The 16,218-nt window shown below is 42.2% G+C and carries 16 protein-coding genes; 14 read left to right on the top strand and 2 right to left on the bottom strand.

The features are described 5' to 3' along the window. Positions 1–61: 61 nt before the first annotated feature. The 10 genes from ACKTR2_RS06590 (at position 62) to ACKTR2_RS06545 (ending at position 9,996) form a co-directional block, all read left to right on the top strand. The gene (locus ACKTR2_RS06590) at positions 62–1,051 is read left to right on the top strand and encodes a serine hydrolase domain-containing protein (RefSeq protein ID WP_407883766.1); all 990 of its coding nucleotides are present in this window, start codon (positions 62–64) and stop codon (positions 1,049–1,051) included. 80 nt (positions 1,052–1,131) lie between these two features. Next, positions 1,132–2,097 carry a type I phosphomannose isomerase catalytic subunit gene (locus tag ACKTR2_RS06585; protein WP_407883764.1) on the top strand — a complete coding sequence of 322 codons (966 nt, stop codon included), beginning with the start codon at positions 1,132–1,134 and terminating at the stop codon, positions 2,095–2,097. Positions 2,098–2,279: 182 nt separating this feature from the next. Beyond that, the gene (locus ACKTR2_RS06580; protein ID WP_407883762.1) at positions 2,280–3,659 is read left to right on the top strand and encodes a glycoside hydrolase family 1 protein; all 1,380 of its coding nucleotides are present in this window, start codon (positions 2,280–2,282) and stop codon (positions 3,657–3,659) included. Beyond that, complete coding sequence (locus tag ACKTR2_RS06575; protein ID WP_407883760.1) at positions 3,659–5,125, top strand: PTS sugar transporter subunit IIC; 1,467 nt, start codon at positions 3,659–3,661, stop codon at positions 5,123–5,125. The genes ACKTR2_RS06580 and ACKTR2_RS06575 overlap by 1 nt, the downstream gene beginning before the upstream one ends. Before the next feature lie 13 nt (positions 5,126–5,138). After that, a complete protein-coding gene (locus ACKTR2_RS06570; RefSeq protein WP_407883758.1) occupies positions 5,139–5,468 on the top strand; it encodes a PTS sugar transporter subunit IIB in 330 nt (109 codons plus the stop codon). A 12-nt stretch (positions 5,469–5,480) separates the two neighbouring features. Next, positions 5,481–5,810 carry a PTS lactose/cellobiose transporter subunit IIA gene (locus ACKTR2_RS06565; protein WP_407883756.1) on the top strand — a complete coding sequence of 110 codons (330 nt, stop codon included), beginning with the start codon at positions 5,481–5,483 and terminating at the stop codon, positions 5,808–5,810. A 34-nt stretch (positions 5,811–5,844) separates the two neighbouring features. After that, complete coding sequence (locus tag ACKTR2_RS06560; protein ID WP_407883754.1) at positions 5,845–7,290, top strand: 6-phospho-beta-glucosidase; 1,446 nt, start codon at positions 5,845–5,847, stop codon at positions 7,288–7,290. A 114-nt stretch (positions 7,291–7,404) separates the two neighbouring features. Then, on the top strand, positions 7,405–8,124 hold the full coding sequence (locus tag ACKTR2_RS06555) for a GntR family transcriptional regulator (RefSeq protein ID WP_407883752.1): 720 nt from the start codon (positions 7,405–7,407) through the stop codon (positions 8,122–8,124). A gap of 28 nt (positions 8,125–8,152) precedes the next feature. Next, on the top strand, positions 8,153–9,034 hold the full coding sequence (gene scrK, locus ACKTR2_RS06550) for a fructokinase ScrK (RefSeq protein WP_407883750.1): 882 nt from the start codon (positions 8,153–8,155) through the stop codon (positions 9,032–9,034). Between the two features lie 119 nt (positions 9,035–9,153). Continuing rightward, positions 9,154–9,996: an aldo/keto reductase gene (locus tag ACKTR2_RS06545; protein WP_407883748.1), complete on the top strand. Its 843-nt coding sequence runs from the start codon at positions 9,154–9,156 to the stop codon at positions 9,994–9,996. Positions 9,997–10,116: 120 nt separating this feature from the next. On the opposite strand, the gene ACKTR2_RS06540 is transcribed toward ACKTR2_RS06545, so the two are convergent. Both ACKTR2_RS06540 and ACKTR2_RS06535 read right to left on the bottom strand, forming a co-directional pair. Next, on the bottom strand, positions 10,117–10,824 hold the full coding sequence (locus ACKTR2_RS06540; RefSeq protein ID WP_407883746.1) for a type 1 glutamine amidotransferase: 708 nt from the start codon (positions 10,822–10,824) through the stop codon (positions 10,117–10,119). Next, entirely contained in the window at positions 10,824–12,185 is a 1,362-nt protein-coding gene (locus ACKTR2_RS06535; RefSeq protein WP_407883744.1) for a MurT ligase domain-containing protein, read from the bottom strand. Before ACKTR2_RS06535 ends, ACKTR2_RS06540 begins: the two co-directional genes overlap by 1 nt. A gap of 226 nt (positions 12,186–12,411) precedes the next feature. Here ACKTR2_RS06535 and ACKTR2_RS06530 point away from each other — a divergent pair, with 226 nt between their 5' ends. From ACKTR2_RS06530 to ACKTR2_RS06515, 4 genes are read left to right on the top strand one after another with little or no spacing between them, the layout of a single operon-like run. Further along, complete coding sequence (locus ACKTR2_RS06530; protein WP_407883742.1) at positions 12,412–13,014, top strand: thymidine kinase; 603 nt, start codon at positions 12,412–12,414, stop codon at positions 13,012–13,014. Positions 13,015–13,016: 2 nt separating this feature from the next. Beyond that, the gene (gene prfA, locus ACKTR2_RS06525; protein ID WP_407883740.1) at positions 13,017–14,099 is read left to right on the top strand and encodes a peptide chain release factor 1; all 1,083 of its coding nucleotides are present in this window, start codon (positions 13,017–13,019) and stop codon (positions 14,097–14,099) included. Further along, entirely contained in the window at positions 14,092–14,949 is an 858-nt protein-coding gene (gene prmC / locus ACKTR2_RS06520; RefSeq protein WP_407883738.1) for a peptide chain release factor N(5)-glutamine methyltransferase, read from the top strand. Before prfA ends, prmC begins: the two co-directional genes overlap by 8 nt. 37 nt (positions 14,950–14,986) lie before the next feature. Further along, complete coding sequence (locus tag ACKTR2_RS06515; RefSeq protein ID WP_407883736.1) at positions 14,987–16,003, top strand: L-threonylcarbamoyladenylate synthase; 1,017 nt, start codon at positions 14,987–14,989, stop codon at positions 16,001–16,003. Positions 16,004–16,218 lie beyond the last annotated feature (215 nt).

The raw sequence follows: 16,218 nt of genomic DNA, 5'->3' as shown, positions 1-16,218 counted from the left end.
TAGTTAAGAAGCGGGTTTACTTGATGTGTTTAGTTGAAAGGGTAGTGGCGTGATTAGCGGGATGCATACGGAAAAAATGATTGAGCAGTTGGTGAGCGAACATATTGTTCCCGGAGCGTCGTACGCATTGATCGATCATGAATGTGTAAAGAAAAAAGTGATTGGTCAGGCTGCTTGGTGGCCGGAACCTGAACCCTTGCACGCAGGGATGTTATATGATTTAGCCTCACTTACGAAGGTGATCGGCACGACAACGGCCGTCATGCAATTAGTTGAGCAGGGTGTGATCAGTGTGGATGATTCACTGCGTCATTTTGTGCCAGCGTGGTCGGATGAACGAGTGACGCTCCGCGATTTATTAACACATACGGCAGCCATCAGTGGCTATATTCCCCACCGTAATCAGTTGCCAGCTGATCAGCTATTAGCGGCGTTATTGAAACTATCGGTAGGACCAACCTTTGAACAGCGTGACCATTATACTGATATTGGGCTAATTTTTATTGGACTAGTCTTGGAAGCGATTTATCAACAACCAGTGCAGACCGTGATTCGCCAACAAGTCTTGTTACCATTACAAATGACGACTGCAACGTTTAATCCGGAACCTAAAGATAGTGTGCCCACTGAATTGACGCCAAACGGACTGCTTCGCGGACAGGTTCATGATCCTAAAGCAGCGATTTTAAAAGAACATTGTGGCTCGGCAGGTTTATTTGCTTCACTGGATGATGTGACGACCTTTGCCCAGTGGTTCTTAAGTGATCGTGATGATGTATTGTCAACTAAAACTCGTGATTTATTGCAAACAGACCAAACGCCGAGGCGAAATCTTGGCCGGTCATTAGGTTGGAATTTAATTGCTGCCAGTACACCAGATCATTTAGTTGCATTTCATACAGGCTATACGGGAACTATTTTGATTCTTGATCGTGTCACAAAACAAGGATTTGTGTTGTTGACGAACCGCGTTCATCCAACGCAAAATAACCGGCGATTTATTAATTTGCGTCCTCATTTATATAGAACTTTTTTAAATGAGACTACGTAAAAAAGTAATTGGCTTTTTTAAATTGTGGTACACTATGGCCGATGTGAAATTTTTAGCAATGTTGAGAAGGAGTGGGCGTAATGAGTGAACCGATGTTTATGATTCCAGTATTTCATGAAAAAATTTGGGGTGGCACTGGTCTTCGTGACCGATTTAATTATGAAATACCAAGTGATCATACTGGGGAGGCTTGGGCGATATCGGCTCATCCGCATGGCCCAGCCACTATTGTTAATGGTGAGTTCAAGGGACAAACGCTAGACAACATTTGGAAAACTCATCGGGAAGTTTTTGGTGATGCTAAGGGTGATGTGTTCCCACTGTTAACGAAAATATTAGATGCTCATGAGGATTTATCCGTGCAGGTTCATCCTGATGATGCTTATGCACAAGAACATGAGCATGAATTAGGAAAAACAGAATGTTGGTATGTAATTGCCGCTGAACCTGGGGCCAAACTTTATTATGGGCATCACGCCCAAACGCGTGAACAATTGGCTGATTGGATTAATCACGATCATTGGGATCAACTGTTTCGAACAGTTCCAGTTAAACCTGGAGACTTCTTTTATGTTCCTAGTGGCACGATTCATGCATTAGGTGCGGGCATTATGGTATTAGAGACTCAGCAAAGTTCTGATACCACATACCGTGTTTATGATTGGGACAGAACGGATTCCCATGGTCGAAAACGACCATTGCACAAGCAACAAAGTATTGATGTGACAACGGTGCCACATGTTGATCCGCAGTTAACGATTACCACTAAACACGTAGGCAAGGGGACAATTAAGAAGTTTGTTGCTTCTGAATTCTTTGCCGTTTATGAATGGCGACCTAATGGCGATGAGTTACACATTAGTCGCGGGCAGGCTCCTTACACATTAGCTTCTGTACTAAAAGGCCATGGTCAGTTGATTGTGCCGGGGCAAGAGCCGTATGCTCTAGCAAAGGGGATGCATTTTATCATTCCTTTTGATGTTAAGGATTGGGCAATTAGTGGGGATGTTCAAATTATTGCTAGTGAGCCTGGAACACAAATTTAAAAATTCGATTTTAAATTGTTAATACAAAGCCTGTCAGAATCACTGATTCTGACAGGCTTTTACACAAAGAACATGCTTTTTTCTAAAAAAGCATGTTCTTTGTGTAAAAGAAGAAGTATAATACATCCTGTAAGCGCTTACTGAATCACGACACAGACAAAAGACAGTTAGGGATGAGCTGAGTGACTGAACGAAAAATGCCAAAAAACTTTTTTTGGGGAAATTCAGTTTCAAGTATGCAAACGGAAGGTGCTTGGAATTTAGATGGTAAAGGACCATCAGTCTATGACACTGTCACTGCGACAGCGAATACAACCGATTGGCGGGATGGAATTGATGAATATCACTTGTATGAAGAAGATTTAGACCTGATGGCGTCTATGCATTTGAATATGTATCGAATTCAAATTTCTTGGTCGCGAGTGATCCCAGATGGTGATGGCAAATTTAATCAACGTGGAATTGATTTTTATGATCGAATGGTGAACGCCATGCTGAAACGTGGTATTACGCCGATGATTTGTCTTTATCATTTTGATATGCCCTTAGCGTTAGCGCAAAAGTACAATGGATTTAGTTCACGCCATGTGATTGATGCATTCGTTCGTTTTGCTAAGGCAATGATTGATCATTTTGCTGATCGAGTTCCTTATTGGATCACCTTTAATGAACATAATTTATATTTTACTGATGAAGTATTTAATATTTCCGGTTACTTAAGTGGAGATCGTTCGCTTACAGATATGTATCAGATTTTTCATCATACGATGCTTGCCCATGCACGTGTAGATGCTTATCTTCATCAGAAATTTCCATTACTTAAAATAGGTGGCATGATCGCATATACACCTGCTTATCCGGCTAGTAGCAAGCCAACGGATGTCTTTTACACCCGTCGACTAAATGAATTTTTAAACGACAATTTAAGTCAGGCTTTTCTCGGTGAAGGTTACTCAAAAGAGGTGCTAACTTACATTAAGAATCAAAAAATAGATGCTGACTTTCAGGTGGAGGATCAGGAAATCATGCGCAAAATGCATGCTGATTTTCTCTCATTTAGTTATTATAAATCAACGGTCCTAAATGCCGACAAAATTCCGAATGGAACGGCACCTAACCGATACTTAAATCAAGCAGCAGAACCTAATCCATATGTGAACAAGAGCCCTTGGAAATGGGAAATTGATCCACTAGGTTTTCGCAACATCATCACACATCTGTCAAATCGTTTCAAGGTGCCTGTTTTTCCAATTGAAAATGGCATTGGTTTAAAAGAACACTGGGATGGGCAACATCAAATTGAAGATGAACAACGCATTGATTATCATCGAACACATATTCAAGCAATGAAAGATGCCATGTTTAAAGATGGTGCAAATGTGATGGGGTATCTGGGATGGGGGCTAATTGATATTCCGAGCTCTCATGCGGATTGTGAAAAACGTTACGGTATGATTTATGTCAATCGCACAAATCATGAATTAAAAGATTTAAAGCGGGTACCGAAAGCCTCGTATTACTGGTTTCAATCGGTATTGGAAAAGAACGGGGATGAACTGTGATGCAAGAAGAATCAAGTAAAAAGGGTATTGGTAGCTTCATTAATCAAAAAATTTTGCCGCCTGTGATGAAGTTTGTGAACACACGCCCCATCAAAGCGCTGCAAAATGGGATGGTTTACGCACTACCATTCATCATTATTGGATCAATTTTCTTGATTTTATCCAATGTGCCCATCAAGTCTGTTGCAGATGCCCTAAAGGCTTCTGGTTGGACAGCATTTTTCACCCAAGCTTATACAACGACATTTGGCGTTTTATCAATTTGGGCAGTAGTTGGTATCGCATATGTTTATGTTAAAAATGAGGGTTATGAGGCTTTACCAGCAGGACTAACTGCGTTGTCAGCATTCTTAATGTTGCAGCTTTTACAAACCACTAGCCCATTGACGACCGCCATTGGTAAAGGTGGTACAGGGATTCTTAATACAGCTGGTTCGACAGTTATGTCAGCTCATAATGTAGCTAGTCATGTTAGCCAACTGCCACATGTTTTACAAACCTTCGTAAAATCACCAATTACCAATGTAATCAACATTACTTGGCTCGGTGGTCAAGGAATGGTTGCAGCCATCATCATTGGTATTTTAGTTGGTGCATCTTATTCTAAGATGTTGAAACTTGGTTGGAAATTCACGTTGCCTGAACAAGTGCCAGCTAGTGTGGCAGATCAATTTACTGCAATGATTCCCGCCGGAGTTATTCTAATGGTATCTATGTTTATTTACGCCGGGCTAAAAACATTGATGCATACGGATTTACTTAGCTTGATTTATAAAATTCTTGAATTGCCAATGCAAGGAATCTCGGATTCATTGTTAGGCGCAATTGTTATTGGATTTGCGGTCTCGTTCTTTTGGTTTTTCGGAGTTCATGGTGGTCTGATTGTCGCCGCAATTGCGAGCGCGTTCTTAATTCCTAACACTGCGGCTAATGCGGTGTTGTATCATGCCGGGAAGCTAACCTTAGCAAATGGTGCTCATATCATTACGAATGAATTCTACAATAACTTTATTAACTTAACTGGATCTGGAATTACTTTTGGGTTAGTCATTTTCGCAGTATTCATGGCTAAATCAGAACAATTTAAATCAATTGGCAAGATTGAATTAGTTCCGGCGATTTTTAACATCAATGAACCATTTTTATTTGGATTACCATTGGTTATGAACCCATTTTTGGCCATTCCATTTTTCTTAACACCGTTATTCGTTGCCATTTCAACTTATTGTATGATTTATTTTGGGGTTGTACCGCCACTGAATGGTGTTGCCGCGCCATGGACTACTCCAGCTGTTATTTCTGGCTTTCTGATTGGCGGTTGGAAAATGGCCATTTGGCAGGCAATTACATTAGCAGTATCAGTAATAATGTATTTCCCATTTGCTCGTCGATATGATAATTACTTGTTACAAAAAGAACAGCAAAAAGCAGCAACAGATGATAGTGAAACTACAGCAAAAGACTAGGAGGAAACACATCATGGCTCAAAAAACAATTCTACTTGCTTGCTCGGCAGGCATGTCAACATCCCTATTAGCTTCTAAAATGCAGGATGCGGCCACAGCGGCCGGTAAAGATTACAAGGTATTTGCTACTTCAACATCGGATATCGATCATCAATTAGAAGCAGCTTCTCCTGATGTTTTGTTACTTGGCCCGCAGGTCCGTTACATGGCCGCTGATGTTAAACAAAAGACTGATGCAGCCGGGATTCCAATGATGGTTATTGATATGCAAGACTATGGCATGATGAATGGTGCCAAAGTTTTGCAATCCGCAGAGGCGCTAATTGCGTCAGCTACTAATTAAGGAGTTTGAGGAATGAATGACGAATATTCGCAGATTGTTATGAGCATTATTATGCAAGGCGGTGATGCTAAGAATGACTGCATGACAGCAATTAAAGCCGCTAAAGAAGGCAATTTCACGACTGCCCAGCAGTCATTAAAGGATGCTGACCAGGCCTTAATGAAGGCCCACGATGTCCAAACGAAATTATTAACCCAGGAGGCTCAGGGTCATCACACAGAGGTGAACCTGTATATGGTACATGCCCAAGATTGGTTAATGAACGGGATTACCTTTAAAGATCTTACGACAGAAATCGTTGCCTTGTATCAGACGATGGCCGGTAATAAATCCAATAATTAGATCTTATTGAAATAAAGAGAGAATGGTTGGCAGGATGAGACAACAGGCAATCGGATATCAATTACCAAAGGATTTTCTATGGGGCGCAGCAGCTGCTGCCCATCAACTAGAGGGTGCATGGAATTTCGATGGCAAAGGGGTTAGTATCGCTGATGTCATGCGATTGGGTGACAAAAATCATCCACGAGTTATAGACTCCAAGGTTGAGAAGGGACAAATTTATCCCAATCACTGGGGAATTGATTTTTATCATACGTTTGCTGAAGACATTACATTGTTTCATCAGTTGGGATTAACTTGTTTTCGAACTTCAATTGCTTGGACTAGAATTTTTCCTAATGGTGATGAAGCAGAACCAAATGAAGCAGGATTAGCTTTTTATGATCGTTTGTTCACGAGATTACGAGAAAATGGTATTGAACCAATCGTGACCCTGTCACATTTTGAAATGCCGCTTCATCTTGTCCAAGTCTATGGCGGGTGGCGTAACCGTAAATTAATTGATTTTTTTACTCATTTTGCGGCTACCGTTATTCAACGTTTTCATCATCAAGTGAAGTATTGGTTGACGTTTAACGAAATCAACAACCAAACGAATTATCAAGATCCACATCCGTTATTTCAAAATTCAGGTTTACAACTTACTGTTGATGAAAATAGTCGGCAACAAATGTTTCAAGCGGCACACTATGAAATGGTCGCTTCAGCGAAAGTGGTTCAACTTGCCCATGCAATTGACCAACAAGTGCAAGTTGGTGCCATGTTAAATATGTCTCCAATTTATCCTGATTCGGATGATCCCGCCACAGTTATGGCTGCTCAGCGGGCCATGCAAACGCGGTTTTATTATGGCGATGTCCAATGTTTAGGCATTTACCCCCATTGGTTATTGCTGGATTGGCAACATGCCAATTACCAAATGGACATCACAGAAGATGACTATCGGCAACTGCAGGCCGGTCGGGTTGATTATTTGGGATTTAGTTATTATATGAGTTTTGCAACACATTCCTTAACTGATCCCTTATTCACCTATAACGAGCAAAATAATTTAGTTGATAATCCTAATTTAGAAAAATCTGATTGGGGATGGCAAATCGATCCGCTGGGGTTGCGTTACGCCATGAACTGGATGTTTGATCGCTGGCATTTGCCACAATTTATCGTTGAAAATGGTTTTGGGGCCATTGACCAAGTTGATTATCAAGGGAAAATTCATGATCGAGGACGCATTAATTATCTAAGACGGCATATATTAGCAATGGAGCAAGCCGTTACATTAGACGGTGTTCCACTATTAGGCTATTGTCCATGGAGTGTAATTGATTTAGTTTCAGCAAGTACAGGTGAAATGAGCAAACGTTATGGTTTTATCTATGTTGATCAAGACAATTTAGGCCGTGGTAGTAAGCAGCGCTTAAAAAAGGATTCCTTTTATTGGTATCAAACGGTTATTCATTCCGGTGGACGCCTTGTTTAATTGTTGATTACAGCATCATTGTTCTCGATTGGATGCAATTATTGGTATAATCATCGTATTGGCCACCTTGTTGGCAGACTGATAATTATTAAGGTAAAGGGCTATAAATTACTGATGAAAAAATACCAATATGTTGTGTCACAAATTCAAAAACGCATTGAAAACGGTTTATATCCACCACAATCATTACTCCCGAAACAAGAAGAATTAGCCTCTGAATTTTCTGTTAGTAAAATGACAATTAAACGTGCTCTAGATGTCTTGACCCATGATGGGCAAATTTTTAAAAAGTCCGGTCTGGGCACCATTGTATTGGGTGGCACAGATTTACTGGAATCGCGTGATGCGCCAGCCAATGCGTTTGACGGTTTAACAATGCAGCAAGGCAGTGCTCATGTAACGAGTAAGATCATTCGTTTCACGAGCACGAGTAATGTTCCAGAGATTGTTTATCAGCGTTTAAGCTTGGCAACAACGACCCCACTATATGATATTATTCGTTTGCGTTTATTAGATGGGCAACCGTTTATTTTGGAACATACTTATATGCCTGTTGAAATGATGCCATCATTGTCAGAATCGGTAGTTAAGGGTTCTATTTACCGGTATCTGCACGAAGATTTAAAAATTGATTTTGGTGGCGCGCGGCGACGAATCCAGGCTGCAGAAGCGATGGATTTAGACGTTAAATATTTGGGTGCAAAAATAAACACTCCGATTTTAGAAATTGAGCAAGTTGTATGGACTAGTTTAGGCAAAAATATTGAATATTCGAAGAGCCGTAATTTATATGATACGCGAGCTTATAACATCATTGAAATTAATGATGGATGACAAAAAAATAGGATGAGGCGAAAGTGACATGTTGTTTGGAAGTATTGAAGCTGGTGGGACCAAGTTTGTTTGTGCTGTTGGGGATGAACGGCGCCAGGTTGTGGCGAGGGTTGTATTTCCGACGACAACACCGCAGGAAACATTATCCACGACAGTTGATTTTTTTAAACGTTTTGATGATTTAGCCGCGTTGTCAGTCGCTTCCTTTGGCCCAATTGAAATGAGACCGACTGCTGACAAATATGGTTATATTACAACAACACCTAAGCCGAATTGGTCCGACACCGATGTCCTTGGTTATTTAAAAAAGAACTTAACTGTACCGATGTACTGGACTACAGATGTAAATGGATCAGCTTTTGGTGAGTATATTACTTATCAACAGCACCATGATGAGGTCACTTCGTTAGTTTACTTTACGGTGGGGACAGGTATTGGTGCTGGGGCAATTGAAAATGGCCGGTTTATTGGGCATGCTGGTAATCCTGAGATGGGACATACGCACGTGAAGCGACATCCAGATGACCTTGATTTTGAAGGCGTTTGTCCTTATCACGGTGATTGTTTAGAAGGAGTGGCATCTGGCCCAACCTTTGAGGCTCGACTGGGAATTCCAGGAGCTAAAGTGCCATTGACAAATCATGTTTGGGATATTATTGCTTTTTATATTGCTCAAGCAGCTGAGCAGGCAACAATGGTACTACGACCAGATAAAGTGATTTTTGGTGGTGGCGTGATGAACCCAACCTTATTAACGAAGGTTCGTCATGAATTCACTGAATTGGTTAATGGATATATTGATCTAGGCGATCTAGATCAATATATTGTGATGCCGTTAGTTGAGGAAAATGGGTCAGCGACCATTGGAAATTTTGCCCTTGCTCAGCGAGTTTTTGAACAAAAAAACTAAGTGAATTTGTCAGGCCGGATGTTCAGAAAAGGTATTATTAGTTGGGAACACATTATGGCCTGACTATTTGTTCCAAATGATTTAGACTAGGTGGTGGAATCGAAAAGGAGGAACAAATAATGGAAAATGTGACCTTGAACAATGGGACCAAAATTCCCCAATTAGGTTTGGGTGTTTTCTTGGTTGAAGATAAAAATGATTTACGTCACTCGATTGAGTATGCACTGGCTGATGGTTATCGCCATTTCGATACAGCTGCCATTTATCATAACGAAGCTGGGGTGGGTGAGGCGTTAGCGGCTAGTGATGTTAAACGATCAGATTTGTTTATTACCTCTAAATTATGGGATAGTGTTCAAACTTACGATGACACGATTACTGCGTTTAAGGCAAGCCTACAACGGTTGCAAACGGATTATTTAGACTTGTATCTAATTCATTGGCCGAGTGCTGGCTATAATGAAAAATGGCGAGCGATGGAAGATCTATACAATGATGGTCTGATTAAGGCTATTGGGGTGTCTAATTTTGAACAACCGCAAATGGATCAATTATTGACGACGGCCAAGATCACGCCAGCCGTCGATCAGATTGAAACCCATCCTTATTTCCAACAAACTCAATTGCATGAGTATTTGGCCAACTTGGGCATCGCCCATGAAGCTTGGGGGCCCTTGGGACAAGGCAAAGGTGGCGTTTTGAAAGATCCTGTTTTAAATGAAATTGCTACTGCACACAATAAGAGTGTGGCGCAAGTGATTCTCCGCTGGCATATCCAACGCGGAATTATCGTCATTCCAAAATCAATTCACCAAGCCCGCGTCGCTGAGAATATTGATGTCTTCGATTTTGAACTCACTGATGCGCAAATGACGGCTATTGCCGGCATTGACAAGCACCAACGTGGTTCAGAAGATCCCAATGATGAGGCGTGGCTGAAGCGGTCGCTGACCATGAATTAAAGATCGTTAACGCTGTTTTGTTAAATAAAATGGCACGATCCATTCGATTTCATTTCGAGTGGATCGTGCCATTTGTTTTTCGTAATCGTGCATTTATCGCAACTTATTGTGTCATTGCGGCTAGAATGTTGCTGGGATTTCCATGGCCTCAAATGCTGAAAAATCTTGTGCGGGATACTTTCGTTTTAGTGCTTCTACGAGCAGATGTTTGGCAATATCGCCATTGCGAGTCAAAATCGGTCCGTGGAAATAAGTACCGTAGACGTTCTTATAGTGGACCCCCTCTGTACCATCCATACCATTATTACCAGCGCCTTCTGAAACAACGCCTAGGGGCGCTTCATCTTCACCTAAAAAAGTCATGCCTTGATGATTTTCAAAACCATGGTAGACTTCACCAGTTTGTTCATCCTGAATAATCGTGTCACCAATGAATCGATGATCATGTTGATTTTTTGTATAGTGTGACATCGATTTAGTTCCAGTGATTTTTTCACCGTCCGCACCAATGTAGTACTGGCCGAGTAATTGGAAACCACCACAGATTGCCAAGGTTGGCCCACCAGACTCGATGAAATTTGTGATGGCCGTAGCCTTACTGGGAAGATCCTTGGCCACAATCGTTTGTTCGAAGTCCTGACCACCACCAAAGAAGACGATATCATAGTCAGTTTCCCGGAAATCATCACCAAGACTGATCAGCGTGGTCTGAATTTCGGTATCCATCTGACCAGCGTAATAGTTCATGGCCAGAATATTGCCAACGTCGCCATAGGTGTTCATGAGATCGCCATATAAGTGAGCGATGGTTAAACTGTATTTTGCCATTAAGCACCCATTCCTTCCTTAATTAAACCTTTACTGGCAAATTGTTTTCGTAGTTGCAAAACAGCGGTATAGGTTGCCAGCACATAAACTTTCTTAGTTGGTAATGTCTTGATTTTGCCTACCACTTCGCTGAGATCAGGCTCAATAATCGGATGATCAACACCGGCCACTTTCAGACGAAAGGTGATATCTTTATAACGTTCGCCGCCGGTCATGAAAGCTTTGATCTTTGGCTGTTGACCGCTACCCGCGGCGCCTAGTTTTTCAAATTCACCGTCCCAAATCCAGCTTGTATCAATCCCATCCGCATAATTTGCATTCAGCAGGCCAACGAATGAGAAAGGATCTGGTTCCGTTAAGATCATATCAATGACTTGGTTAACACCGACTGGATTTTTAATCAAAATCAACGTCACATCTTTGTCGCCAACATGAATTTCTTCTTGACGACCGAAGACACGTTCATCGCTCGTAAAAGCCAGCCGTATCTGATCATCACTCACACCCATAAAGTGACCGACTGCAAAGGCAGCGAGTGCATTATAAATGTTGTACAAACCGCCAATACCAATTTCATAAGGTTGATTATTAATTTCAAACACTGAGCTAGTCGGAGTCATCGCGCCAAGTTTGGTAACAGCATCGGTCAATTCTGGCCGATGAAAACCGCAATGGGGACAGAAATAATCGCCTAAATTGCCATAAGTCATGAAGTGATAATGCAAAATGTGCTGACAGATGGGACACAAAATGCCATCGGTATTCACCGGGGCAGTTATGTCAGCTTTAGGCAGATGATTAAAGCCGTAGAAAATTTTGGGGTTAGGCAGTGAAACAGAATTAAATAACTGAGCGTCGCCGTTAGCAATAATCGTTGCATCTGGTGCTAGTTTAATTCCATCGAGAATTTTTTTATACGTTGTATAGATTTCGCCATATCGATCCATTTGATCGCGGAAGATGTTAGTTAGCACAAAGGCGATCGGTTTGATATATTGAGTAACCTTGATGACGTTAGCTTCATCAACTTCTAAAATTGCTAAGGGGCGTTGACCACGTGGACGTTTTGCATGAAGAAAAGTGCCAACGATACCTTGTTCCATATTGGATCCCGTCGGATTGGTTAAAACATCCGTATATTTTTCGCGTAAAACGCGAACTGTCAGTGCTGTCGTCAAGGTCTTACCATTTGTACCTGTGACCACAATGACGTCATAATTTTGTCCGAGGGTCTTCAACAATTCAGGATCAATACGCGTCGCCAGTTTGCCTGGCAGGGAAGAACCACCGTGTAAAAATGTGTGTAAGAACCAATAAGATGATTTGCCGACCGCCGTGGCCACGCCGCTTTTTAATGACATAAAAGAACTCCTTCAACACTGTAATTAACCTTTGTAGTTTAGCACATTCGTCAAATAAACTGGCTGAGGAAGCTCAGGTTTAAGCGCTGATTAAGAAATGCTATTGCTGATTTGTTAGTGTTCAGTATTACCCGGCTTGCTTCGCCAGGGGTCGAGAAGCCTGTTCATTGGGGCAATGATTCGCTATAATGAAAGGCGACAAAATTTTGAGCAGGAGTAAATCGACATGGCACAGTTATTTTTTCGTTTTGGCGCGATGAATTCGGGCAAAACGATTGAGATTTTAAAAGTCGCCCATAACTATGAAGAACAAGGAAAGTCAGTCATTATTATGACCAGTGCCGTGGATACACGAGATGGAGCTGGCTTTGTTTCCAGTCGGATTGGTCTTAAACGACCTGCTCACGCGATTCAATCGACGACAGATATCTATGAGGCTGTCACTAGAATTGATCCATCTGCGGCCTGTGTCTTGGTTGATGAAGCACAGTTTTTAGAAAAGCATCATATATTAGAGTTAACCAAAGTCGTTGACCAATTGCGTATTCCAGTGATGACTTTTGGTTTAAAAAATGATTTTAGAAATGAACTGTTTGAAGGCTCAAAGTACTTACTGCTTTACGCTGACAAGATTGAGGAAATGAAGACAATTTGCTGGTTCTGCCGAAAAAAGGCCATCATGAACTTACGGGTGCATGATGGCCAGCCGGTGTATGAAGGTGAGCAGGTCCAAATCGGCGGTAATGAAAGTTATTACCCGGTTTGTCGAGAGCATTATTTCAACCCCCCGATGAGTCAAGCCCAGTTTCATGTTGAGGAGACCAAATAATTATGGATGAAATGTTTGATAAATTACAGGCGGTGGCTGACCGTTATGAAGAATTGAATGAATTAATGAGTGATCCTGAAGTTATTGCTGATTCAGATCGTTTTATGGCATTGTCAAAAGAGGAAGGTAGCATTCGGGAAACAGTAACGAAATATCGGCGTTACCGACAGGTTATGACGGAAATTAATGACGATAATGACTTGCTACGAGAAAAGTTGGATCCAGAAATGGAGGCCATGACCAAAGATGAATTGAAAGACCTTGACGAAGAAAAGACACAATTGGAACAAGAGATTACCGTCTTGATGTTACCGTCAGATCCGAATGATGATAAAAACATTATTATGGAAATTCATGGCGCTGCTGGCGGTGATGAAGCAAGCTTATTTGCCGCCGATCTTTTTAACATGTATACCCGTTATGCTGAGCGACAAGGCTGGAATGTCGAAGTCATTGATGAGAATGCGACCGAAGTGGGCGGTTTTAAAGAAATTGTCCTCATGATTACGGGTGAGAAAGTCTATTCCAAGTTGAAGTTTGAAAATGGTGCTCATCGTGTGCAGCGAGTCCCAGTCACCGAATCGGCCGGGCGTGTACACACGAGCACGGCGACAGTTGGTGTGATGCCCGAATATGAAGATGTTGATATTGATTTGGATCCAAAAGATATTCGGACAGATGTGTTTCGCTCTTCTGGTGCTGGCGGTCAACATATTAACAAAACCAGTTCAGCAGTGCGAATGACCCACTTGCCGACCGGGGTAGTTGTTTCTATGCAGGACCAGCGATCTCAGCAACAAAACCGTGCAAAAGCGATGGAGATCCTTAAACAACGGGTTTACGACTACTATGCTTCGCGGGAACAAAATGAATACGATGAACAACGTAAAACAGCTGTGGGGACCGGCGATCGTTCTGAACGAATTCGGACCTATAATTTTCCACAAAACCGTGTGACAGATCATCGAATTAATTTGACACTGAATAAATTAGATCGGGTGATGAACGGCGAACTCGATGAAATTATTGAAGCATTATTGTTGAATGAACAAGCCAAAAAGATGGAAGAATTGAATCATGGCTAATCCAACTGTGATCGAAGCCCAGCAGTGGGCTTTTTCGTGTTTTAAAGCTGTCACGAATAAGTCAATTGAGGATGTGGGACAGTTGCCCGAAGTGATTATGTCAGATCTTTTTGGGTGGTCACGCACCAAACTGCTCCTATCGTTGCGTGATACTTTAACAACGACACAGTGGACAGCTTATCAACAAGCGGTTAACCGGATCGTAGCAGGTGAGCCTGAACAATATGTGGTAGGTAAGGCTACTTTTTATGGACGACCATTTCAGGTTACTCCAGCCGTACTAATTCCTCGTCCTGAAACAGAAGAGTTAATTGACTGGGTGCTCAGCGATTGGGGAAAAGTTTCCCTAAAACGGGTGCTTGATATTGGGACTGGTAGCGGCGCGTTAGCGATTACGTTAGCACTGGAACGGCCGCAGTGGCAGTTAACTGCTACCGATATCAGTGCAGCCGCTGTTGCCGTTGCACAACACAACGCGTTGGCGTTAAATACGAAGCTCAACTGGGGGGTGGGCGATCTCTTCACTCCAGTGAACGAGCAATCCTTTGACCTAGTCATTAGTAATCCGCCATATATCAGTCAGCGTGAACAATCATTGATGGATGAGAGTGTCCTAAATTATGAACCGCATGAGGCATTGTTCGCTGCTCATGATGGTTTAGCCATTTATGAACGGATCGCTGCTCAATTGGTTGATCACTTGTCTCCCAATGGCGCAGCCTATTTTGAAATTGGTTTTGCGCAGGGTCCGGCGGTAGTGGCGTTAATGAAAAATGCCATCCCACAAGCGGACGTATCCTTGAAACAAGATGTGACGGGACATGATCGGATGATTCGGGTTCGACTTTGAAGAATCGAGTTAATTTGAGTAAAAGGGGATAACTAGCATGAAAACACAAATTTTTTCGACGGCCGAAATTGATCAAGCTGCTTCAGCCTTGGCTAAGGGCGAGTTGGTGGCTTTTCCAACAGAGACCGTTTATGGTTTAGGGGCCGATGCATTGAATGAAGCAGCAGTTAAAAAGGTGTACGCGGCGAAGGGGCGACCAAGTGACAATCCCCTAATTGTACATGTGGCAGATATCGAAACCGTCAAACGGCTAGTTGAACCATTATCTGAAGGGGCTCAGCAATTAATGGCAACTTTTTGGCCGGGTTCCTTGACCATGATTTTTAACCTAAAACCTAATGTTCTTTCAAAAACGGTTACTGGTGGTTTAACAACGGCGGCATTTCGTTTTCCGGCAAATGAAACTACATTAGCTTTGATTAAGACGTTCGGGCATCCAATTGTTGGTCCATCGGCGAACACCTCCGGGAAACCTAGTCCGACTACTGCCCAACATGTTTATCATGATCTCCATGGTAAGATTGCGGGGATTCTTGACGATGGTGCGACTAAAGTTGGTGTGGAGTCGACGGTACTTGATATGTCAACGTCACAACCAGCTATTTTACGACCTGGGGCAGTGACCGCCGCACAGATCGAAGCGGTGATTCATACACCGGTGGCAACGGAGGTTCATCAGGTTGGGATTAAGGAAACGCCTAAGGCACCGGGGATGAAGTATAAGCATTATGCCCCAGCTGCTCAGGTGGAAATCGTGAATGATGAGGATTGGTCGGCGGCCCTAAAGTGGGCAAAAAAACAATCGAGCAAAGTTGGGGTGATGGCAACGACGGGGCGACTGACCGATCTGACCTTGCCGAGCAATGTAGAAGTTTTTTCACTAGGTAAGGATGTAACGTCGGCTAGCCATTTATTATTTGCCGGTTTGAGACATTTTGATGATGAGCCAACAATTCATTACATTTTGGCTGAAGGCTTTACGCCAAAAAATCTTGGCCTCGCGTACATGAACCGATTAAAAAAGTCAGCGGGAAATGTCTTCTTTGAACCTTAGTCGATTCAAACGTTAGCGCAAAATATCGCTGGTGATGAATAAATTCAATTCATATTTACTCGAACCCAGCAACACATGTGGCTAGGTTCTTTTTTTGTCTCTAAACAGGGCGTTCATACGTTCAAGGTGCTGCTGATTATTGAGATAAAATTGCCTCTTCAAAGTTCAGTGCGGTAAAATGAGGCAATAGATTTCGATGATTGTTTTGAGGAGGA

The organism is Furfurilactobacillus curtus, assembly GCF_045862785.1.
Taxonomy (GTDB): domain Bacteria; phylum Bacillota; class Bacilli; order Lactobacillales; family Lactobacillaceae; genus Furfurilactobacillus; species Furfurilactobacillus curtus.
Note: the sequence above shows the minus strand (reverse complement) of the source record. Positions and strands in the feature narration are given on the sequence as shown.

Excerpts from the sequence above, each read along its gene's own strand:
- ACKTR2_RS06590 (WP_407883766.1), top strand. The coding sequence starts at position 62 with ATGCATACGGAAAAAATGATTGAGCAGTTGGTGAGCGAACATATTGTT.
- ACKTR2_RS06585 (WP_407883764.1), top strand. The coding sequence starts at position 1,132 with ATGAGTGAACCGATGTTTATGATTCCAGTATTTCATGAAAAAATTTGG.
- ACKTR2_RS06560 (WP_407883754.1), top strand. The coding sequence starts at position 5,845 with ATGAGACAACAGGCAATCGGATATCAATTACCAAAGGATTTTCTATGG.
- prmC (WP_407883738.1), top strand. The coding sequence starts at position 14,092 with ATGGCTAATCCAACTGTGATCGAAGCCCAGCAGTGGGCTTTTTCGTGT.
- ACKTR2_RS06545 (WP_407883748.1), top strand. The coding sequence starts at position 9,154 with ATGGAAAATGTGACCTTGAACAATGGGACCAAAATTCCCCAATTAGGT.
- scrK (WP_407883750.1), top strand. The coding sequence starts at position 8,153 with ATGTTGTTTGGAAGTATTGAAGCTGGTGGGACCAAGTTTGTTTGTGCT.
- ACKTR2_RS06570 (WP_407883758.1), top strand. The coding sequence starts at position 5,139 with ATGGCTCAAAAAACAATTCTACTTGCTTGCTCGGCAGGCATGTCAACA.
- ACKTR2_RS06555 (WP_407883752.1), top strand. The coding sequence starts at position 7,405 with ATGAAAAAATACCAATATGTTGTGTCACAAATTCAAAAACGCATTGAA.
- ACKTR2_RS06565 (WP_407883756.1), top strand. The coding sequence starts at position 5,481 with ATGAATGACGAATATTCGCAGATTGTTATGAGCATTATTATGCAAGGC.
- prfA (WP_407883740.1), top strand. The coding sequence starts at position 13,017 with ATGGATGAAATGTTTGATAAATTACAGGCGGTGGCTGACCGTTATGAA.
- ACKTR2_RS06535 (WP_407883744.1), bottom strand. The coding sequence starts at position 12,185 with ATGTCATTAAAAAGCGGCGTGGCCACGGCGGTCGGCAAATCATCTTAT.
- ACKTR2_RS06540 (WP_407883746.1), bottom strand. The coding sequence starts at position 10,824 with ATGGCAAAATACAGTTTAACCATCGCTCACTTATATGGCGATCTCATG.
- ACKTR2_RS06575 (WP_407883760.1), top strand. The coding sequence starts at position 3,659 with ATGCAAGAAGAATCAAGTAAAAAGGGTATTGGTAGCTTCATTAATCAA.
- ACKTR2_RS06515 (WP_407883736.1), top strand. The coding sequence starts at position 14,987 with ATGAAAACACAAATTTTTTCGACGGCCGAAATTGATCAAGCTGCTTCA.
- ACKTR2_RS06530 (WP_407883742.1), top strand. The coding sequence starts at position 12,412 with ATGGCACAGTTATTTTTTCGTTTTGGCGCGATGAATTCGGGCAAAACG.